The 22,100-nt window shown below is 44.4% G+C and carries 19 protein-coding genes and 1 other annotated feature; of the genes, 4 read left to right on the top strand and 15 right to left on the bottom strand.

The window, feature by feature from the left end:
* Positions 1-12 precede the first annotated feature (12 nt).
* The 3 genes from ilvC to ilvB all read right to left on the bottom strand — a co-directional run bounded on the left by ilvC (position 13) and on the right by ilvB (position 3,560).
* Positions 13-1,005 carry a ketol-acid reductoisomerase gene (gene ilvC, locus MKY23_RS08530; protein WP_090922211.1) on the bottom strand — a complete coding sequence of 331 codons (993 nt, stop codon included), beginning with the start codon at positions 1,003-1,005 and terminating at the stop codon, positions 13-15.
* A gap of 324 nt (positions 1,006-1,329) precedes the next feature.
* Complete coding sequence (gene ilvN, locus MKY23_RS08525) at positions 1,330-1,812, bottom strand: acetolactate synthase small subunit (protein WP_090922209.1); 483 nt, start codon at positions 1,810-1,812, stop codon at positions 1,330-1,332.
* Positions 1,809-3,560, bottom strand: a complete 1,752-nt coding sequence (gene ilvB, locus MKY23_RS08520) for a biosynthetic-type acetolactate synthase large subunit (protein ID WP_090922207.1) — start codon at positions 3,558-3,560, stop codon at positions 1,809-1,811. Before ilvB ends, ilvN begins: the two co-directional genes overlap by 4 nt.
* A gap of 595 nt (positions 3,561-4,155) precedes the next feature.
* Between ilvB and MKY23_RS08515 the strand changes: the two genes are divergently transcribed.
* Positions 4,156-4,602: a GNAT family N-acetyltransferase gene (locus tag MKY23_RS08515; protein ID WP_090922205.1), complete on the top strand. Its 447-nt coding sequence runs from the start codon at positions 4,156-4,158 to the stop codon at positions 4,600-4,602.
* A gap of 6 nt (positions 4,603-4,608) precedes the next feature.
* On the opposite strand, the gene MKY23_RS08510 is transcribed toward MKY23_RS08515, so the two are convergent.
* From MKY23_RS08510 to MKY23_RS08470, 9 genes are all read right to left on the bottom strand, one after another.
* Positions 4,609-4,983: a hypothetical protein gene (locus MKY23_RS08510; protein WP_221786825.1), complete on the bottom strand. Its 375-nt coding sequence runs from the start codon at positions 4,981-4,983 to the stop codon at positions 4,609-4,611.
* Between the two features lie 186 nt (positions 4,984-5,169).
* Positions 5,170-6,132, bottom strand: a complete 963-nt coding sequence (locus MKY23_RS08505; protein ID WP_090922200.1) for an ABC transporter permease — start codon at positions 6,130-6,132, stop codon at positions 5,170-5,172.
* Entirely contained in the window at positions 6,133-7,212 is a 1,080-nt protein-coding gene (locus tag MKY23_RS08500; protein WP_090922198.1) for an ABC transporter permease, read from the bottom strand. It abuts the gene before it with no gap.
* Positions 7,205-8,743, bottom strand: coding sequence for an ABC transporter ATP-binding protein (locus tag MKY23_RS08495; RefSeq protein ID WP_339837215.1), 1,539 nt, complete (start codon positions 8,741-8,743; stop codon positions 7,205-7,207). The genes MKY23_RS08500 and MKY23_RS08495 overlap by 8 nt, the downstream gene beginning before the upstream one ends.
* Positions 8,744-8,942: 199 nt before the next feature.
* Positions 8,943-9,983: a BMP family ABC transporter substrate-binding protein gene (locus tag MKY23_RS08490; RefSeq protein ID WP_090922194.1), complete on the bottom strand. Its 1,041-nt coding sequence runs from the start codon at positions 9,981-9,983 to the stop codon at positions 8,943-8,945.
* 574 nt (positions 9,984-10,557) lie between these two features.
* Positions 10,558-10,917 carry a 50S ribosomal protein L20 gene (gene rplT / locus MKY23_RS08485; protein WP_017689664.1) on the bottom strand — a complete coding sequence of 120 codons (360 nt, stop codon included), beginning with the start codon at positions 10,915-10,917 and terminating at the stop codon, positions 10,558-10,560.
* Positions 10,918-11,005: 88 nt separating this feature from the next.
* Positions 11,006-11,209 (bottom strand): 50S ribosomal protein L35, encoded by a 204-nt coding sequence (rpmI, locus tag MKY23_RS08480; RefSeq protein WP_017689665.1) that lies wholly within the window; start codon positions 11,207-11,209, stop codon positions 11,006-11,008.
* 24 nt (positions 11,210-11,233) lie between these two features.
* Positions 11,234-11,728 carry a translation initiation factor IF-3 gene (gene infC, locus MKY23_RS08475; protein WP_139168915.1) on the bottom strand — a complete coding sequence of 165 codons (495 nt, stop codon included), beginning with the start codon at positions 11,726-11,728 and terminating at the stop codon, positions 11,234-11,236.
* Positions 11,729-11,781: 53 nt separating this feature from the next.
* Positions 11,782-11,927: a sequence feature (ribosomal protein L20 leader region), on the bottom strand.
* A 140-nt stretch (positions 11,928-12,067) separates the two neighbouring features.
* Entirely contained in the window at positions 12,068-13,306 is a 1,239-nt protein-coding gene (locus MKY23_RS08470) for a glycosyltransferase family 2 protein (RefSeq protein ID WP_090922190.1), read from the bottom strand.
* A gap of 710 nt (positions 13,307-14,016) precedes the next feature.
* Here MKY23_RS08470 and MKY23_RS08465 point away from each other — a divergent pair.
* Positions 14,017-14,544, top strand: a complete 528-nt coding sequence (locus MKY23_RS08465) for a phosphatase PAP2 family protein (RefSeq protein WP_090922188.1) — start codon at positions 14,017-14,019, stop codon at positions 14,542-14,544.
* Positions 14,545-14,594: 50 nt separating this feature from the next.
* Positions 14,595-15,746, top strand: coding sequence for a glycosyltransferase (locus tag MKY23_RS08460; protein WP_339837208.1), 1,152 nt, complete (start codon positions 14,595-14,597; stop codon positions 15,744-15,746).
* 111 nt (positions 15,747-15,857) lie between these two features.
* Here MKY23_RS08460 and MKY23_RS08455 read toward each other — a convergent pair whose 3' ends face one another.
* The 3 genes from MKY23_RS08455 to MKY23_RS08445 form a co-directional block, all read right to left on the bottom strand.
* Positions 15,858-17,411, bottom strand: a complete 1,554-nt coding sequence (locus MKY23_RS08455; RefSeq protein WP_339837205.1) for an extracellular solute-binding protein — start codon at positions 17,409-17,411, stop codon at positions 15,858-15,860.
* Positions 17,412-17,509: 98 nt separating this feature from the next.
* A complete protein-coding gene (locus MKY23_RS08450) occupies positions 17,510-18,445 on the bottom strand; it encodes a carbohydrate ABC transporter permease (protein WP_244159348.1) in 936 nt (311 codons plus the stop codon).
* 36 nt (positions 18,446-18,481) lie between these two features.
* Positions 18,482-19,387 (bottom strand): ABC transporter permease subunit, encoded by a 906-nt coding sequence (locus MKY23_RS08445; RefSeq protein ID WP_090922181.1) that lies wholly within the window; start codon positions 19,385-19,387, stop codon positions 18,482-18,484.
* A 386-nt stretch (positions 19,388-19,773) separates the two neighbouring features.
* Between MKY23_RS08445 and MKY23_RS08440 the strand changes: the two genes are divergently transcribed.
* On the top strand, positions 19,774-22,038 hold the full coding sequence (locus MKY23_RS08440; protein WP_154982992.1) for a helix-turn-helix domain-containing protein: 2,265 nt from the start codon (positions 19,774-19,776) through the stop codon (positions 22,036-22,038).
* The last annotated feature ends 62 nt before the right edge of the window (positions 22,039-22,100 follow it).

Below are 22,100 nucleotides of genomic sequence, written 5' to 3'. Positions count from 1 at the left end.
CGGAATCGTTGCTTACTTTTTGATCCAGTGCATCATTTCACGCAATTGTCCGCCAACCACTTCGATTGGGTGTTCAGCTTCGTTACGACGTGTTGCTGTCAAGAATGCACGGCCGGATTGGTTTTCCAAGATGAAGTCACGTGCGAATTTACCTTGTTGGATATCGGAAAGCACTTCTTTCATTGCTTTCTTCGTATCTTCAGTAACGACGCGAGGTCCAGTTACATAGTCACCATATTCCGCAGTGTTACTGATGGAATCACGCATGCTTGCAAGTCCACCTTCATACATCATGTCAACGATCAGTTTCAATTCGTGCAGACACTCGAAGTACGCCATTTCTGGAGCATATCCAGCTTCTGTCAACGTTTCGAATCCAGCTTTAACGAGGGCACTTACACCGCCACACAGAACCGCTTGCTCACCGAACAAGTCTGTTTCTGTTTCTTCACGGAAGGAAGTTTCGATAACGCCTGCACGTGTACAGCCGATTCCTTTAGCATAAGCGAGACCGATGTCTTTCGCTTTACCAGTCGCATCTTTTTCGATCGCGATCAGACCAGGAACACCGAATCCTTCTACATAGGTACGACGTACCATGTGACCAGGGGACTTAGGAGCTACCAGCAATACATCGCTGTCTTTTGGAGCAACGATTTGGCCGAAGTGAACGTTGAAACCGTGAGAGAAGAGCAATGCTGCGCCTTTTTTCAGGTTTGGTTCGATTTCGTTTTTGTATACAGAAGCTTGTGTTTCATCCGGTAGCAAGATTTGAACCACATCTGCACGGCTAGTTGCTTCAGCCGGAGACAACACTTCAAATCCATCATTTTTAGCAGCGTCAAAAGATTTACCTTCACGAAGTCCGATGACTACGTTCAATCCGCTGTCACGCAGGTTTTGTGCCTGAGCATGACCTTGGCTACCATATCCGATCACCGCGATCGTTTTTCCTTTCAATACGCTAAGCTCTGCATCCTGTTCATAATAAGTAGTTACTGGCATGTTATAAGTCCTCCTTTGTATTGTAAAGAACCCTTCATTAATGAGCGGGTGTCTCAATGGACCGGTCAACCTCACATCTTTTAAAAAATTACCTGATCAATGCTGATTATCGCCGCTTCTGATCCGATCCGTTCAGACACCCGCTCGTTAATGCGGGGGTGTGGCTCTCTTTTCAAGCGTTACATCACTAAAATGTTACTTTACAGCAGTTACTGGACTGACACATTTGGATCAGATAGCATTTATTTTACGCTAACTGAGCATTTTCACAAGTAAATCATTGTGTTCATGTATGGATCAGCCCATCTTGATTTCATTATACCTCTATACGTTGCCTCGTACCAATGCTGTTACGCCTGTACGGGACAATTCACGAATGCCATATGGCTTGAGCAGTTCGATCATCGCATCAATTTTGTCCGTATCACCAACGGCCTGTACCATCAGACTTGCTGGGCCTACATCGACAACCGATGCGCGGAAGGTTTCCACCACACCCAAAATTTCCGGACGCTCCGAGGGCTCCGCCTTCACCTTGATCAGCGCGAGTTCACGAGCAACCATCGGTTTCAAGCTAAAGTCAACCACTTTGATAACATCAATAATTTTATACAGCTGTTTTTCAATCTGTTCGAGTGTTTTGTCGTCACCAATCGTAACAATGACCATTCGGGAAAGTCCTGGCTCTTCAGATTGACCTACTGTAATGCTTTCGATGTTATACCCGCGTCGGCCAAACAATCCGGATACACGCTGAAGGACACCTGGCTGGTCATTAACCAATATCGAAATCGTATGTCTTATCATTCTTCAGCATCTCCCATCAGCATTTGATCGATTGTTGCTCCTTGCGGAACCATTGGATATACATTCTCATCCTTACGTACAACGAATTCTACAACGACTGGCCCTGGTGTATCCAAAGCTTCCTGCCATGCACGCTCGGCTTCTTCCTTGTTCGTTGCCCGCAGTCCCTTCACTCCATAAGCTTCAGCCAACTTCACAAAATCAGGGCTTCCTGCCAGATCAATGTGACTATAGCGATTTTCGTAAATCAGTTCCTGCCACTGACGAACCATACCAAGTACTTCGTTGTTAATAATTACAATTTTAACTGGAATGTTATTAATCGCACAGATTGCCAGTTCCTGAGAACACATCTGCATCCCGCCGTCTCCGTTAATGGAGATTACCAGTCGATCCGGATTAGCCATTTGTGCACCGATCGCAGATGGGAATCCAAAGCCCATTGTTCCAAGTCCACCTGAAGTAACCCATGAGCGCGGTTGATTAAATTTGTAGTATTGTGCTGCCCACATTTGATGTTGTCCAACGTCCGTTGTTACGATTGCTTCACCTTTTGTGGTGTCGTTCAACAATTCAACAACCCATTGCGGCTTTAACACTTCATCCGAATCCGTGTAGCTATACGGCTTTTCCTGTTTCCACTGTTTGATCTGATCTCTCCAGGCATCTGCACGTTCAGCACGTCCAACTTCCTTGTTTGCAATCTCCAGTACTGTTTTCACATCGCCTACAATTGGAATATCAGTCGCAATGTTTTTGCCGATCTCTGCAGGATCAATGTCGATATGGACAATTTTCGCGTGTGGTGCGAATCCGTCCAGCTTACCCGTTACCCGGTCATCAAATCGTGCACCGATGTTGATGAGCAAGTCCGATTGCTGAATGGCCATGTTCGACGTGTAGGTTCCGTGCATTCCCGGCATTCCAGTCCAAAGCTCATGTCCACTTGGAAAAGCTCCAAGTCCGAGAAGTGTTGTTGTGATCGGGATGCCCGTCTTCTCCACAAACTCGAAAAGCGCTTCGTGTCCGCCAGAGTAAACTACACCGCCACCTGCAATAATCATTGGTCGCTCTGCTTCCTGAATGGCCTGTGCCAAACGATCCACCTGCAGTTTATTCGGTACCGTGCGTGGATTGTACCCTCTCAATATAACAGGTTCAGTGCTCGGTTCAAACAACGTTTTGTTTGCCGATACATCTTTTGGAATATCGATCAGTACAGGTCCTTTACGTCCGGTATTAGCAATATGGAATGCCTCATGAATGATGCCCGCCAGGTCTTTTACATCTTTCACCAGATAACTGTGTTTGGTGATCGGCATTGTAATACCAGTGATATCCGCTTCCTGGAAAGCATCCGAGCCGATTAAGCTGGAATTGACATTACCCGTAATGACAACCAGTGGTACGGAATCCATATATGCCGTTGCAATTCCTGTAACGAGGTTCGTTGCACCTGGACCGGAGGTCGCGATACATACGCCGACTTTTCCACTTGCTCGTGCATAACCGTCAGCCGCATGAATGGCACCTTGCTCGTGACGAGTTAGAACGTGTTTGAAATCTTCAAAGCCATACATCGCATCGTAAATGTACAATACCGCACCGCCCGGATAACCGAAGACACAGTCCACACCTTCAAGCAGCAAACTTCTTAGCAAAATCTCGGAACCGCTAATGACCTCCGGCTTCATCCATCTTTCACGTAATTCATCTGTCGATCGTACTTCTGGAATTTGAGCTCCCATTAGTCATCCTCCTCTCGAAATTTACACCATTCTGACATAAAAAGGTACAAAAAAACCTTCCATCCCTGCAAACAAGTTCATGCTTGCGAGGGACGAAAGGTTATCGCTTCCGTGGTACCACCCAACTTTGTCCGAAATTTCGCAATAACGGACCTTACCAGGTATAACAAAACGATGTACAAACGACGTAGTCGTCTCCCATACCTGTTGTCTGTAACGCAGACTTACGATTCCCCCTAATACGCATGGATTTGACGTTCCAATGCTTTTCAGGAAAACAGCTCCGAGGTGAGCTCGTATATAAGGGGTAATGGTGGTGGTTTCAGCAAATCCATCCACTCTCTGAGCAAAAGAGCCCTTAAAACTTCGTCCTCTTCATAGCCGATGAAATATTCTCGTTAAATGTTAGGAACATTATATGATTCCTCTAACCGATAAGTCAATACCTGTTTTTGATAAAAATATGCTAACCACATTTACACACGCTCTCCACTCTATGATTGCCTCAATGTCCGGCCTTCATGCAGTCACCTTTTATCTCGCCCCAGGCATAAGATATACAGGCCGCACGACTGGCCTTGAAAGGAGGCCCCGCATGATCATTCGTCAGCGTTCATCCAAGCTGGATGACGGAGCAATTATGAAGCTGATTGACACACAGCTTGTTCCTTTATCACATATGAGCGAGAAGGAAATCCATAAAATACGCAAAGAAATACCCCTGCGAATGAACAGGGGCATGACCTTTGTAATCTCGCCGGAGCCAAATAAACCTGCTGTGGCATTCATTCATTTTCTCATGCATGGAGAACTACTTTACGTAGATATGATGGCCGTTAGTTCGAAAGAGCAACGAAAGCGTTACGGACAGACATTACTGCATGAAGCAGAGAACTTTGCAGCATCCCGTGGTTGCAAAAAATCCAAAGTCATGGTGGATGAAGGCAATATCAAGGGGAATCAATTCTATCAAAAAAATGGATATCAAAACCTGAGATATATCCTGATCAGTCGCTGTTACGAAATGGAAAAAAGACTCTAGTCGCTTTTAGAAAAATCCAGGCGGTCTCGGTCCGGGACCATAAGGACCATATCCTGGGCCTGGGCCGTAACCCGATCCAGGTCCATAACCAGGGCCGTACCCTGGGCAACAATCAGGTTTCGGACCTGGACCATACCCTGGTCCAAATCCCGGGCCTTGGCCATAAGCGTAAGGTAAGGTCGCAATGGCCAGCAGATCAAATAATACCAAAGGCAAGATGGCTTTGGTACGTACTTTTTTTCCACCTAAACGCTTGAGAACGAGTTTGTTACCTGATACTTTTAACAGTTTCCCCGTAACCCGAGTACCGTCTTTTTTGACCGCAACTATGTTTTTGCCTATAAGTTTCATCGCTTCAGTACGCGTAACCTGTTTTCTCATACTATCCCTCCTCCTCGGATCATTCAAAACAGTGTATTCGTCCATGACCGAATTCGCCTGTTTCTTTGTCCCTACCTTAAAAGTTGGGTACTACAATGGAGCGCACAAAAAAAAGACCCGCTTAAAATCGCAGGTCTTTTCTCGAAATTATGTTTTGGATAACAAATGATATCCGGTTTGCTAAAGTTACCTTTTACCAGGATCATACGGTTCGCCCAGCGCAGATGGAGCCGAAGAACGTCCAACCGCAGCCACCAGAACGATGATCGTAAGCAAATAAGGCAACATGAAAATAATTTCCTGGGGAATACTCTGTGACCATTCAAACAATTGCACATAGTTACGGATCGCTTGAGAGAATCCAAAAAATACAGCCGCGCCGAAAGCACCGATTGGATTCCATTTACCAAAGATCATCGCTGCAATCGCAATGTAACCTTGACCGGAAACGGTATTATGCGAAAACGTACCTGTTGTTGTCAATGTAATGGCTGCTCCACCAATCGCCGCAAGTGCACCACTGATCATAACAGCAACGTAACGGTAACGACGAACTTTAACCCCGACAGTATCCGCCGCGCTTGGATGTTCACCTACAGAACGCAGACGAAGTCCAAACGGTGTTTTAAACATAATGTAATATGTCAGGAATACAAACAAAATCGCTAGGTAAGTCGTTGGATATACATTTTTGAAAAATGCTTCTCCAAGCAAAGGAATGTTTTCGAGAAACGGCACATTAAATTTGCTGAAGCCTTGTACCAAAGGTGAATCACCTGAACCTTCAAACAGCAGTTTTACCAAATACAGTGTACTTCCTGCCGCTAAAAAGTTAATGACGATACCACTGATAATCTGATCAGCTTTAAACGTAATGGATGCTACCGCGTGAATAAGTGAAACGAGTACACCAAGCACGATGGCAAGCAGTACCCCCATCCACGCCGATGTTGTCCCGCCCATACCCGCTTCTTGGGCATAGTGAGCACCAATACCGGCTGCGAACGCACCAAACACCATGAAACCTTCAAGTCCAAGGTTTGTTACCCCAGATTTTTCCGAGAATATCCCGCCAAGGGAAGCAAAAATCAATGCCGTAGCAAAGACAAGCGTCGTATTGATAATTTGCCCGATTGTCAACAAGTCCATCTACAACACCTTCTCTTTCTTGCGCTTGGAATAGAACGGTTTAAGTACCCAGCGCACGATGCCTTGTGCGGCAATGAAGAAGATAATCGAACCGATGACAATCCGAATAATCTCAGGTGGTACATCCGCAGCAAAGCTCATTCCTGCAGAACCGTAAGTAAGCGTACCAAAGAGCAACGCACCAAGTAACACTCCAAACGGATGATTTAGACCAATCAAAGCAACTGCGATCCCGTCAAACCCGGTGCCTGGAGAACCAGACATTACGGTCTGATACTGGAATACCCCGAGAACCTGGAACGCTCCGCCAAGCCCTGCGAGCATGCCACTGATAAACATCGCTTTGACGATATTCCGATTAACATGCATACCTGCATATTCCGCTGCATTCGGGTTATAACCGACGGCACGGATTTCATATCCCTGCTTTGTTTTCCACATGTAGATATAAAAGAGCACTGCCATTACAAGAGCAATCAACGTTCCCATATGAACACGTGAATTGCCCATCAATTCAGAAAGCCAAGTCAGACTGATAGAGGCCGACTCGCTGATATCAACGGAGCGGTTCTCCCCTTGCAAAAGCAAAAATTGACGCACGATCAGATTGGCTAAATATAAACCAATCCAGTTCAGCATAATACTACTGATAACTTCGTTGACCCCTCGTGCAGCTTTCAGGTAACCAGCAATTGCTGCCCAGAGCCCACCAAATACCGCACCCGCAATTAGCGCCAGTGGTGCATGAATATAAATAGGCAGACCAGTAAACTTCACACCTACAAACGTAGCTGCTGTCATCCCTACGAGAAACTGTCCTTCGCCCCCGATATTAAACAACCCGGCACGAGCCGCAAAAGCAAAAGCAAGGCCCGTCATAATGAGCGGAGTCATTTCCCGCACAGCTTCCCCGAAGTTGTACATGTCACCAAATACTTTTTTGAATAAAGCACCGTATGCTTCAAACGGGTTATATCCACCAATTAGCATAACAATTCCGCCGAGAATAAGTCCCATCAGAATCGCTACAACAGGCAAAATAAACGAATCTCGGGTAAACCATTTTAACACTTTATTCATGCACAGTACCTCTCTTTTGGGTGCTGCCCGCCATCATCAAGCCAAGCTCCCTGTCATTGGTTTCTTCCGGCAGCACCTCGCCAACGATCTGTCCTTCATATATAACCGCGATGCGGTCTGAAACGTTCATAATCTCATCGAGTTCGAACGAAATCAATAAAACAGCCTTCCCCTGATCGCGCTGAGCAATCAATTGCTTTTGCACGAACTCGATAGCCCCTACGTCCAATCCACGTGTTGGCTGAGCAGCAATCAGCAATTCAGGGTTTTTATCCACCTCACGGGCTATAATGGCTTTCTGCTGGTTTCCTCCCGACAAAGAACGTGCTTTCGTCTCGATACTCGGTGTTCGCACATCGAATGCTTCTACCAGTCGCTTAGCCTGCTTTTTAATCGCATCAAAATTCAGGAAGCCTTTGCGCGTATACGGCTCCTTGTAATATGATTCCAGAACGATATTTTCACTCACCGAAAAATCCAGAACAAGCCCATGCTTATGTCGATCCTCAGGAATATGAGCAACGCCCGCTTCTGAGATGTGACGAGGAGAGTGATTGGAAAGCTCTTTTCCTTGCAAACGGATCGATCCGCTATCCACTTTGCGCAAACCTGTCAAGGCTTCAATCAATTCACTTTGACCATTACCGTCTACCCCGGCAATACCAACAATCTCTCCAGCACGCACATTTAAGTTCAGATCGTTCAGAACCGCGATACCTTCTTTATTTTTGGCCATCAGCTTGCTGACCTCAAGTACATTGGCTCCAGGTGTGGCAGGCTGCTTATCCACTTTAAACGTAACGTTTCGGCCAACCATTTTTTCTGCAAGTTCATTCGGATTGGTTTCCGAAGTTTTAACCGAATCAATGACTTTACCACGACGAATAATCGTAACCGTATCCGAAATTTCCATAATTTCTTTCAGCTTGTGCGTAATCAGAATGATCGACTTACCTTCAGCGACAAGCTTTTTCATGATGACCATCAGCTCTTTGATTTCTTGTGGTGTCAGTACTGCTGTTGGTTCATCAAAGATCAAAATGTCCGCACCGCGATATAGCGTTTTAACAATCTCAACACGCTGCTGCATGCCGACAGAAATATCGTGAATTTTGGCGTGAGGATTTACTTTGAGTCCATATTGCTCGGACAAGCGCTGTACTTCTGCAGCGGCCTTTTTATAGTTAATGTTGAGACCCTTAGTAGGCTCGGATCCCAAAATAATGTTCTCTGTTACCGTGAACGGCTGCACAAGCTTAAAGTGCTGATGCACCATACCGATGCCAAGATCGATCGCCCGGTTTGGACTGTCAATGATGACAGGTTTGCCATTCACTTCAATGGAACCTTCATCTGGCTGATAGAGACCAAAAACAATGTTCATCAATGTTGACTTACCAGCGCCGTTTTCGCCCAGTAGAGCATGAATTTCGCCTTTCTGAAGCTGAAGGCTGATGGCGTCGTTGGCAACAATGCCTGGGAAACGCTTCGTTATCTGTTTCAACTCAACGACGGGGGTTGCTGCACCCATGTAATCACCCTTATAACTGATATAGTTTGGTTCCGCAAACGAAAGAAAAGCTCCTACTCGGAGCACTATTGCAATGGTTAGATTGTACAAATGTTATAATGCCTTGATCAAATGTTCCTGGCTTTACAATCACAAGGCCGGTCAAGACCGGCCCGGATGATTATAATACAGCAGATATCAAAATGACTACGAATTCGTATTACTCAGTAGGTACTTTGATTTCGCCGCTGATGATTTTTTCTTTGTATTCGTCAACTTTAGCCAGAACTTCTGGTGATACATTTTTACTGGAAGTGTCCGCAATGCCAACGCCGTTTTCTTTCAGCGTCAGATTCTCAGATCCACCCGCGAATGTACCGTCAACAACTTCTTTATTCACGCGTTTAACCGCTTCGTCTACTTTTTTGATCATGGAAGTCAGTGTCACTTCATCGCCAAATTCAAGGGATTGGTCTTTATCCACACCGATAACCCATACATCTTGACCTTGTTTTTTACGAGCAATCGCTTCATTGAACACACCGTTACCTGTTGCACCGGAAGCGTGGAAAATGATGTCAACGCCTTTGTTGTACAATGTAGCTGCAGCTGCTTTACCCAAGTCAGGCTTGTCAAAAGCACCTGTGTAGTTAGAGATGAATTCAGCTTTAGGGTTTACTGCTTTAACCCCTTCTCTGAAACCAACTTCAAACTTTTTGATCAGTGGACTATCCATACCACCTACGAAACCAACTTTGTTTGTTTTAGTGCTAAGACCAGCAACAACACCAACAAGATAAGATCCTTCTTCTTCAGCGAACGTTACGGATTTCACGTTAGCTGCATCCACTACGCTGTCGATGATCGCCAGTTTAGAATCAGGGTTTTGCTCTGCTACTGTTTTGATCGCATCAGCCAGTTGGAAACCAATACCCCAAGTGAGATCATATCCACCTTTAACAAATTCGTTCAAGTTTGGAATATATTCTTCATCGGATTTACTTTGCAGGTATTTAACTTTAGCACCTGTTTCAGTTTCGGTTGCTTGCAGTGCTTCCCAAGCCGATTGGTTAAAGGATTTGTCGTTCACGCCGCCTACGTCAGTAACCATACCGATTTGAACATCGGATTTGGCTTCAGTGGAAGTTCCACCATTGTCTCCTCCGGCATTTGTTTCTTCTTTTGGTTTGCTTCCGCATCCTGCGAGCATAACCGATACTGCCAGCAACATTACCAGAGACAGGCTAAGCATCTTTTTCATTTCTCTTTTTCCCCCTTAATAATATGTCCCTTTCAAATCTCGTCTGCATTGCACGGATCAACAGATATAAAGAACAGGTTAAAAGCGAAATGTTTCGCAAATGGCTCACTAAAAGCGCATTCTTTTGCTCGATGCATCTGTTCATCTGTCGAAAAGCCGAACATTATGACCCGAAAAGAAAAATTTAGGACTGGCCTACTAGAGGTGATTATACAATCAACCAGTGTTAAAATCCAGATGTATAATCACCAAAAAGCACTTATTTTTGTACTTTTTTTATTGAAAGCGCTTAATAATTTAACGTTTTAACACACTAACGTTACAACAATGTGACGTTATATAACAAAAATATCACACCCACTTCTAAATTTTCGTAATACCACTCTGATTCATTTGTATTATTGTACCGTTCGTGTTTTATGTAATGCCATGCTGTGTTATTCACCAACGGCGCTCGCACTCTGCTATCACTTCCAGCTTTTGCGATAAGTTTAGGTTGTTCTTCCTAAGCCGTTTTTATTCTCCAGTCCGTAAAAAAAGCCGCCATAGGTACGGCGGCTTACTTCATACAGATTTAAGCGTTGATTTTACCTTTAGCTACAGTAGCCAAAGAGTTGAACGCATTGATGTCATTAACGGCCAGATCAGCCAGCATTTTGCGGTTCATGTCCACACCAGCAAGTTTCAATCCGTGGATCAATTTGTTGTAAGACAAACCGTTCATACGTGCTGCAGCATTGATACGAACGATCCACAGTCTGCGGAAGTTACGTTTTGTGTTGCGACGGTCACGGTATGCGTATACCAGGGATTTCATTACTTGCTCATTAGCTGTTTTAAAGATACGGTGTTTGGAACCGAAATAACCTCTTGCCAGTTTCAAAACCTTTTTATGACGACGACGTACTACAAAACCGCCTTTTACTCTTGCCATATTAAAGAACCTCCCAAATAAATATAAATGTATCCGTGGTATGTGTATGGCCGAAGCCAATCCCCCGTACGGAATCTACTATTTTGAATTAACCTTTCAGGTTAGCCAAACCTTGTTTCAAACGTCTCACGTCACCAGCAGCCATTACAGGGTTGCCGTTCAGAACGCGCTTAGCACGTTTGGATTTGTGAGAAAGCAAGTGGTTTTTGTGAGCTTTGTAACGAAGGACTTTACCGGAACCGGTAATTTTGAAGCGTCCTTTCAAACTGCTGTGTGTTTTCATTTTAGGCATGTTGTGTTTCCTCCTCCAATGTTATCAGGCTTTAGGAGCCAAGATCATAATCATACTGCGGCCTTCCAGTTTCGGTTGACGTTCAACGGTACAAAGTTCTGCAACTTCTACCTTAACGCGTTCCAAAATCCGTTGACCAATAGACGCATGTGCAATCTCACGTCCGCGATAACGAACGGAGCATTTCACTTTGTCGCCTTCTTTCAAAAACTTAACTACATTACGAAGCTTCGTTTGATAATCGTGCTCCTCAATATTGGAACGGAACCATACTTCTTTAATGTCAACAATTTTCTGGTTCTTACGGGCTTCTTTTTCTTTCTTTTGTTGCTCATAGCGGAATTTGCCATAGTCCATGATGCGGCACACCGGCGGTTTAGCCTGTGGGGCCACATTAACCAGGTCCAAGTTCAGGTCAATTGCCATTTGAAGTGCTTCACGAATGGGAGTGATCCCGATTTGTTCTCCTTCAGCTCCGACAAGGCGTACTTCCTTCGCCCGAATCTCGTCATTAATCATGTGATCTTTACTAATAACCGTCCACCTCCAGGTCATTTTGAATATCCTGTTACACAAAAATAAAAGGGATGCCGGTCAAGCTACCGACATCCCTGTAATCAACACAATTCTTCATGAGTATACACTTCATAAATTATTGGGATCGTTGACCAGCCAACGTATGTTGGTCAGGTGAGAAGTCGGACTTCTGCTTGTGATTCCATTTTGCTATTTGTTTAACGCACTTGAATACTATAACATCTGCCAACAAACATTGTCAACATACAAAACACTTTTTTTCAAAACAGTGTGACAACATTCATAGCTAGGCAGAGGTTCACCAATTAATCTATCCAAAAGTTAGCCTTGTTTGCTCTGTACTTCGTCCAGGCGTACAACCCGTGTATGTTGCGTGTGGCTCCATTGTTTGTTGTTTTGCGTAAAGAACGCATAAAACGTAATTGGATACCATGACAACAAATAAATCGGGAAAAGAATCAGATACAGATACACTTTAGCAAACTTAACTTTTTCGAGCGCCATGGACAACAGAAACGTTAACACGTTCATGCCGATCGCTATGAATCCAACCCACAATGGGAAATATCCATAAATGTTAGCGATATGTGGGCCGTCCAATACGTAAATATCAATTGACATGACAGCCGTCAACAGGAAAGTGAGCAACACCACATACACATTGGCACCATATACAGCAAGGTCAAACTTCACGAGACTTCTTTCTTTAATGGACTGCCATAACAATGGGAAGAAGTATCTTCTTGCTACCGTAAAGTGCCCTTGCATCCAGCGCAAACGTTGTCTAGCTGAAGCTTTAAATGTCAATGGTTTCTCATCGAAAACTTTGGCATCATAGTTAAACACCGGATACACATTACGCTGTACACTTCGCATCGTAAACTCCAGGTCTTCTACAAGGCTTGTAGCGCCCCAGCCAATTTCTTTCAGCAGATTGGTTTCGAAGCACATCCCTGTACCGCCGAGGAAATTCGCCATGTTCAGGTTGTGACGAGACAACTGCCATAGACGGTTGATATACCAGTACGATACACCATAAGCCGCAGTGATCCATGAATCTTCAGGATTTTTCGTATCGATGTATCCCTGAATAACGCGTGCTCCATTACACAAGTCATTGTTCATTTCGAGCAAGAAGTTTTGCTCAACCAGATTATCAGCATCAAGCATTACAACCGCATCATACTGACGCGGCAAATCCCACAGGTATTTAAGCATCCACTCGATGGCGTGCCCTTTACCTCTCAAGTCTGGATTCGTACGTACACATGCATTCCAACCATGCTGACGAACGATTTCTGCCGTGCTGTCTGTACAGTTGTCACAGATGACAAATACATCGTACAGATCTCTCGGATAATCCAGTTCCTTCAGGTTTTCCATCAACGCACCAATAACTTGTTCCTCATTGTGTGCAGCAACCAGCACAGCAAATGATTTTGTTGCAGGATAATTTTTCTTTTTCTTTTTCTTATACAGACCGAACAGCGAAAACGTGAATTGGTACACGGCAAGCAGTGCCAAAATGACCTGCAGCGTGACGAATATAGCGTCCAACATCGTTCTCTGTTACCCCCTTTTAGATAAAACCCAGATTACTTTAGCATTTTCTCTTCCTGATTCTGCATTTTATTTTTTTGTAATTGCAGAATATGACCCTGTGCTTTTGTGTACTACGTCAGTCATTCAGACAATGTTTCAAATCATGGCTGCGGCCAGTTGGCTGCTTTATCGATTCTGTATTCTTTTCAGCAATTTGTCAAAACCCCAATTCCACTTTCTGAAGCAGAAATGTGAACTTTAAACGCTGAATAGCCACTCCGTGATGCCACAACCTCGCATTCATGCCTGATATATCTTATTTTCAGCCGTTTTCTTGATTTTTATTTCTAAAGTCCCTTCTTTTTGATGTGGCTTACTGCAACTGAACCGTCTCTCTACATCAAATAACGTAAATGGCCACCAAAAAGTTTAATCTAAAACTCACATTTTTTTACCTCATTTCAGCCATGTTGAATCATTGTATCTTTTTTAGCAGAATGAAGTCAAAAAAGACCATTGGTTTTTCATCCACTCTTTTACATGAATTTTACGTTCTTTACATGTCTTCTTCTTGAAAAGGACAACATTTAAAAATATGATAAACATATGCCTGAAATAACCTCAAGACCTTCAAAATCGGTTATATACTTAACAGGTGGCAAACCGACACGGGTAACTTCCCGGAAATACTGCCGTCCTCGGGACGGCCTAACTGGCAGGAGGCCAATATGAGCCGTTTTTTCTTAAAGTTTCAAAAGTACGATCGTAATGTGTTTATGTGGATTAACGGCCGGCTTCATAATCGTTTTATGAATTTCTGGCTGTACTATTTCACCCATCTTGGTGGAGCAACTTCTTCCATTGCAGTATCTTTGTTAATCTGGCTACTGGCCCCGGCTCCATGGAGTACGACTGGACTTCAAGCCTGTATCGCATTAGCGGTAAGTCATATTCCTGTAGCCATTGCCAAAAAATTGTATCCTCGCATTCGACCTTATCTGGCCTTGCCTGATACAATAACGTTTCGCAACCCACTGACAGATCATTCGTTTCCGTCGGGGCATACAACCGCTATTTTTTCGGTCACAGTACCCTTTATGACTACTGAGCCGTTTCTATTGCTGACTTTGCTTCCTGTGGCCCTTATTGTCGGATTCTCTCGAATCTATCTGGGGCTACACTATCCGTCCGATGTTTTGGCAGGAGCCACAATCGGTACTTTAGTCGCACTTGCTACAGTTGCATTCTGGACTTAAAGCCGATATGTTAGACTCAGGAAAACCTAGCAGGAACAGGTGAAGCAAGCGTGGAGAAAAAAAGAATCTTACTATTATCTGAGGGCTTTGGCGCAGGGCATACCCAAGCTGCTTATGCATTGTCCAGCCACTTACGAAAACTGTCGCCGAATATCCAGACCAAAGTGCTTGAACTCGGAAGCTTTCTTAACCCGAAAGTAGCACCACTTATCCTTAATGCGTACAAAAGAACGGTGACCAATCAACCCAAACTTGTTGGATACATGTACAGACAGCAATATAAAAAGCCATTGAATCGGTTAACAACTCTTGCACTGCACAAAGTGTTTTATACCCATACCCGCAGTGTGGTGCGTCAGTTGCATCCGGATGTTATTGTCTGCACGCATCCCATTCCAAGTGCGGTTATATCCAGGTTAAAGCGGTTAGGTACGAAGGTGCCTTTATGTAACGTTTTAACGGATTATGATGCACATGGTACATGGATTAGTCCTGAAGTGGATCTGTATCTCGTCTCCTCAGACGAAGTTAAATCCAAGTTGATGCAACGAGGCGTATCCGTAGAGAAAATCAAAGTAACCGGTATCCCGGTGCACCCAAACTTCTGGGAGCATCCCGTGCACGACGAGATCCGATCCAGATTTAACCTAAAAAAAATGCCTACTGTGCTTGTGATGGGCGGTGGTTGGGGAATGCTCAGTGACAAAGTTGTTCACCAATTGTTAGCACGCTGGCATGAAGATATCCAGATTATTTTCTGTCTCGGACGTAATGACAAAATTCGGATTAGCATGGAACAGGACCCACTGTTCCAACAAGAAAATATCCACATTATCGGGTATACAACGGAAATTGATAAATTAATGGAAGTCTCTGATCTACTAATTACAAAACCAGGCGGAATGACTTGCAGTGAAGGTTTGGCAAAAGGTATTCCGATGCTGTTTCATAATCCGATCCCGGGTCAGGAGGAAGAGAATGTACATTATTTTACGGCCAGAGGATTGGGTGAACGAATTACCTCCCTTGATGTGGTTGTAAAGTGGATGAACAAACTGCTTCATTCCTATCCTGAGGTGCTTCAGAAGCGAAAACGCCATCTGGCCGAGATAGCCAAAGTACATCCGATGGAAAGCGCGCAGTCTATTATGAATTTGTTACAGGATATGCGGCCTGTATCATCAGAGTCGACCCGTTTATAACCTTGTATAGTTAGAAAATTCCGTCCTTCTTGTCTCTTATAACGAAGAGAAAAGGTGCCTTCGAAACTGAAGGCACCTTTTTTTCTTAAGTCTGCAGAATAATCACACTGCTTATTTTATACCAGCAGATTTCAGATACTCCTGCCATTGCTTTGTATACTCGGACTGAATTTTGTCCAGACCGGCTTGTTTTGCTTTTTCCATAAACGTATTCAAACCGCCCTCTACATCCGCAACAAGGCCTACGTTAAGTGGATACAGATATTGCTTCTCGACTTGCTCCAAAGCCGCTTTCTCAGCTTGATAAGGTGTCCAATCCTCGGCAAAACCAGTGAAGATATCCGGTTTTTTGATCTTATCAAGGTCTTTAAACATAGCGAGTACATCATCAAAGCTCTTGTCATACAGCATAAACTCCGGATTACGCCACGCCCAGCCATTCATACCTTCACGCGGGAAACCATTGCTTTGTGCATCGCCAATCATATGATAGTATCCGTCTTTTACTTCAAAGTTTTTGCCTTCCACTCCATACTCGGTCAGCCAGTTGTAACGTTTGTCGGTTACAAGCTTCTCGTAAAATTCCAGTGCTCTTTCCGGATTTTTACTACTCCGCGGAATGGCAAAACCGTTGTGAATCGGATGCACCGGCTGTGCAAAACCTTTCGCATTCGGATATGGGAAATATCCGAGTTTCCAGTCCGGGTGAGTGGACTGAACCTTGATCACATCAGAATTGAATTTGTTCGGATTCTCCCCAGCAAGAATGACAGCTGCTTTACCATTTTGCAACAGGGAATTGGATGTATCCTTCACATTCAGTACGTTTTTCGGGAAAAATCCTTTATCCATCCAGCGTTTGTATGTTTTCAGGTCTTGTAAATGCTGTGGTGAGCCCCAATAGGACGTCACTGTTGATGGTGTATCATACATAATATCCAGGCCATATGGAAGCTGACCCGCCGTATTTACCAGCTTGGAAGTCAATTGACGAACACCATGCGTATGGTTTGCATTGCTGTCTGCAATTGGAATCATGTTGGGCTCATTCGCCTTGATGCCGTCCAGGTATGCTTCGAGCGTTTCCATCGATTCCGGCTTCGGCAGATTATACTTCTCACGCAGGTCTTCACGGTATGCAATACCTTCCGTTACGTATTCAATCCACGTGGATGGAACCGTGTAGATTTTATCGTTAATCTTAACCGCATTCCACATATCATCCGGAACATGAGATTTGAGCTTTGGTGTTTTTGCCAACAGTTCATCCAGCGGCAGGAAAGCACCTTTCTTCGCATAAGACTGGTAGTTCGTCCAGTCTGCTGTAAAGATTAAGTCAATCGGCTGTCCGGAAGACAGCAGCAATTTATATTTTTGATCCCAATCCGTCCAAGACGTAAAGTTGAATTTTACATTTACATTCAGATCGGCTCCAGCCAGCTTGTTAATCTCTGACTCAATCACAGGCAGGTCTTTCGGAGCATCTCCAAGCATGTAAAATTGCAGGGTTACTTTTTCGCCTTTATTATCCGATGAGCCTCCCTGAGCATTACCTTGCGCATTCCCTCCAGAACCGCCACCGTTACAAGCGGCCAGCACGCCAGCAAATAACATCAGAACAAGTACCATAGACAGGTGCCGAATCATTTTTTTACGCATATGCATCCTCCCTTTTTGTGTTAAACCTATATGTTAGCGCAGACCCGCTATGCATCAGACCATTCATATCCTCAGTAGCCTGACGTCCCCAGCGTGTGTACGTTCTAACCTTTTACAGCTCCAATGGTGAGTCCTTTGACAAAATAACGTTGAACAAACGGATACAGGAACAAAATCGGGCCTGTTACGATAATCGCCATTGCCATCTTGGTCGACTCTGTTGGAACGTCTTGACTGAGCGTTACCCCCGTACCAATCGCCATCTGGTCAATGAAGGTAATCGTATTCATCGTGTTGTACAAATAAAATTGGAGCTGGTACATATCCGGGTTGTTGATAAACAAGGAAGAAGTGAACCAGTCATTCCAATAGCCCAGGGCAAGAAACAGTCCAACGGTTGCAATGCCCGGCATCGCCAGTTTTAACACAATGCTGAAATAGATCCGGAAATCGTTGGCACCGTCAATCTTCGCCGATTCGATCAGTTCATCCGGCACCGCGGAGCGAATAAAGTTTTTCATCAGAATGATCAGAAATGGTGTCATTAACCCTGGGAAAATGAGTACCGTATACGTATCCGTCAGATTGAAGTAGTTCGCCAGCATAATGTACCAGGGCACAAGACCTCCGCCAAACAACGTTGTGAAGTAAATGAAAAAGGAGAACGTGTTCCGGTATTTGAAATCTTTACGCTGAAGCACAAATCCCGCCATGGTGATAAAAAACAGGCCCAGTGTTGTTCCCACAACCGTTGTGAACACCGTAACGCCATACGCTTTGAGTACCTGTGTGGGGAATTTGAATACCATTTTGTAACCTTCCAGAGAGAAGTGTGTTGGAAAAAGATGATACCCATCCCGCACGATCGATTCGTTGCTGCTGAATGAACCTGACAAAATGAGCAGGAATGGCAGCAGACACATCAATGACAAAACAATGATGATACCATAGGCAATGAGCTGAAAAGCCAAGTTGAATTCCGAATCTTTGGCACGGGTCCGGGTCCGTATCCGTCTTTGGGTATGCGTTTGTGTGCTCATAGTTGTTCTCCCTTCTGCCCTATAGGCGTGCTTATTCTAGAACAAGGCGTAATCTTCGTTAATTTTGCGGATAATGTAGTTGACCGTCATGATGAGAATGAACCCGAATAATGATTGGTATAAGCCAGCTGCTGTTGCCATACCGATATCAAAGGTTACTTTCAGTGAACGATAGACATACGTATCAATGATATCTGTAGCATTGTAGAGCACGCCGTTATTCCCGATCAATTGATAGAACAGGTCAAACTGTCCTTTCATGATGCTGCCAAGCGAGAATAACAGGAGAATGACAAACGTTGGTTTGAGCATTGGCACTGTGATGTACCAGATCCGCTGAAAGATGTTCGCGCCGTCAATGCGCGCCGCTTCATAATACTCGTCACTTATTCCCGTTATAGCGGCCAGATAGATGACCATGCTGTACCCGAGGTTTTTCCATAAGTAAAAGATAATGATCAGAAACACCCATATCCATGGTGTGTTGTAGATATCCACCGGCCCTGCCTCAAAACGTTTGAGCACGGTATTCACAAACCCAGATTCATAGTTAAACATGTTGTAAGCGATTACACTTAATAGAACAAAAGAGATAAAGTACGGCAGGAACATGACGGACTGGGTTATTTTTTTGAACAACTTGCCCCGAATTTCACTGAGCATGATCGCACAAAAGATCGCCAGACCGTTCCCCAGTATAATGAAAGCCAGGTTATACCCTACGGTATTGGTCGTAAGTTTCAACAGCATTCCCGATTGCCAGAGAAATTTAAAGTTGTCTAGCCCGACAAACGGGCTTCCGAATAATCCTCCTGCAAAATCATAACTGGTAAATGCGTAGTAAATACCGACCATCGGAAAATACGAGTTAATGAGAAAAAAGATCAGCGTGGGTAGCAGCATCAGAAACATGATTTTGTTTTTGTTCAATTCTTTGAGCATGGCTCGATCCCTCCCAAAATGTAACGGTGAAGCTCTGAATTCATTGTAGACTGACTTCTTCGTTAATGAATACTGAAGCTTCCTCCCATTGGTGAACGATACTGCGAATTAAGAAGTGAACAAAATGTACTAATTATGAAATGAACGCATGTACGTTCACAAAAGTTGATATCGTGCATAACTCCAACCGAATGAACAATCCCGCGAAAGTTGAACTTTATCTAGGGAAAAGGAACCAAAACGCTTGTCCACCATTGATGTAAACGCATACATATTATATAATTCAAGTTACCTTGTACTTCTGTTTTGCTACATATGAAATTCAGTACTTCTTATGAAAAATACATAAGTTCACTCATATCAGAAGGTTCGAGGGGGAAAAAAGAATGCGCAAACGTTCAGAGGACAGCCAGAAAGTGTTCACGCGGATTCTGATCGGTATTATTATCAGCACCGCCGCAACGCTACTTGTGGCATCAGCCATTTTATACGTTAACTACAATCGAATTGCTCTCCGTCAAGTCTATCGTACCGATGTGAATAGCCTCACCCAGACCAGCCGTGAAGTGGCCAAAATGACGGAAAGTGCCAAGTCTCTCTCCTACCAGATTTATCAGGACTACACGATCTCTTCCTTAATGCTCTACTCTAAGCCCAGTATCTATCAGATCACTTCGGCCATGGAGCAACTCGATAATTACCGTATGTCTCTTCCTTTTATTGAATCCATCTATGTATATAACTCTAAAAGCAGTGAATTTTTTATCAGTTCCGACGGGGTTCGCAATGGGCAGCAGTCTATATCCGAGATCGATGACCAGGGGATTAAACATATTCTGGATCGTTTCCATGACTATAAACCGTTTGTACCTATTCCGAGAACGTATAAGGTCGGCTCAACCGAAGCCAGTGAGGTGAACAGCTACACTTACCTGTGCTACGACACCATTAACGACAACGCCAAGCTCAATTACGCCGTTATCGTCAACATTAAGGATGACTGGCTTAGCCCCAATATGAATGCGGCAGACCAGCCTGGCAAAACCTTCATCGTGAATGAACAAGGCGACTTGTTGTCCGATTTTGGTGATCGCCCACTGCTTAACCATCTCGCAAACGAAACCTTCATGCGTCCAATTATGCAGGATACGGAGCATTCTGCTTATTTTACCGAGCAAGTGGATGGGGAAAATTCACTTATCACCTACACCGCCCCAGACAGTCTAGGATGGCGTTATGTGCGGATCACCCCCTATGACGTGATTACAGCCGATATTCGCGGTATGCGCACGCACACCCTGTTATTCTGCCTGGGGTTACTGGCCGCGGGTCTGATTCTCTCTTATCTTGTATCGCGCAAGCTATATCACCCGATTAACAACGTACTTGTCCGCATGCGCGTGATGGAAGCCGAACGCCGGGGTAGTCTGCACTTGCTCAGACAGGATTTTTTACGAGGTGCGCTACAAGGGCGGGAAACCGTAACCTGCAATATGCTGGAAGAGCGGATGAGGTTCTACGGTTCCCCCATAGATGTACATCAACCCTCAAGAATGGTGCTTTTGCGTATCGACCATTATACCGAATTTTGCGAGACTTATCGGGATGATACCAAGCTAGTCAAATACGCAATGATGAACATTTGCACCGAAACCGCAGATATTCACTATTATGTTGAAGCTGTGGATATGGGCGGTGACCTGATTACGCTTCTGTTTAATGAAAAATCGGAAAATGATTCTTTGTCAGAGAATGAGGCTTCGGCTTCGCATCAAATTGAGGAATTGCTACGTATGATGCAGGCTGCAGTCATGACCCATCTCAAATGCTCCATCTCCTGTACGCTGGGTCCAGAGGAAAATTCACTGGAGGAATGTATTGAAGGTTACGCTCGTTCCGCTGAAGCATCGCTGCATCGCCTGTTCATGGGGCCAGGTTGCTTGATTCATACTGCAAGCATTATGGCGTATCAGAGCAAAGAGTATACTTTTCCCGCAGGCAAAGAAAGACAGCTTGTGGAATGCTTAATGACCGGCAAAACTGAGGAAGCCAAGCTAATATATGCAGATATCGTGAGTGAGACGGCCGCTTATCCGTTCACCGTCTTTCAACTCGCTCTGTCCCATCTGACGATGACCCTTAATCATGTTCGCAATACCCTCAAGAAGAACAATCAACTTACACTGGATTCCGTTTCAGGCAGTTTGATGCTTCCGGTGAAAAATGCTGAGGATCTCAGCGAGGTGCATGAACATTTTTATCGGATGTTTGACGAACTCGGCTCCAAGGTGGAGGAAAAACGCACACTCAAGCATGAGGAACTTATTCGGAGAATCAACGATATTGTTGAACGGGATTATGCTGACCCGAATCTGTGCTTAACCTCAATCGCAGAGGAATTAAGCATGTCGCCAATCTATGTCAGCAGGTTATATAAACAGCTCACATTGAAAGGACTTACAGATGTCATTAATGAGACACGCATTGCTAAAGCACAACATATGCTCGTGCAGACCGAAAATTCCGTTGCGGATATCGCCGAGCGAACCGGCTTTACCAACAGTTCTTATTTTTATCGGATGTTTAAAAAGTTGAACGGCGTAACCCCTAACGATTATCGCCGTAAAGAGCTTCATTCTGAGCATCTGTAACCTTTGTTTATAAAAGAAAAAGAGCGGTACCTTGGAGCAATGCATTTGCCCTTGGATACCGC

This window comes from Paenibacillus sp. FSL R7-0272 (assembly GCF_037969905.1).
Classification (GTDB): Bacteria; Bacillota; Bacilli; order Paenibacillales; family Paenibacillaceae; genus Paenibacillus; species Paenibacillus polysaccharolyticus.
Note: the sequence above shows the minus strand (reverse complement) of the source record. Positions and strands in the feature narration are given on the sequence as shown.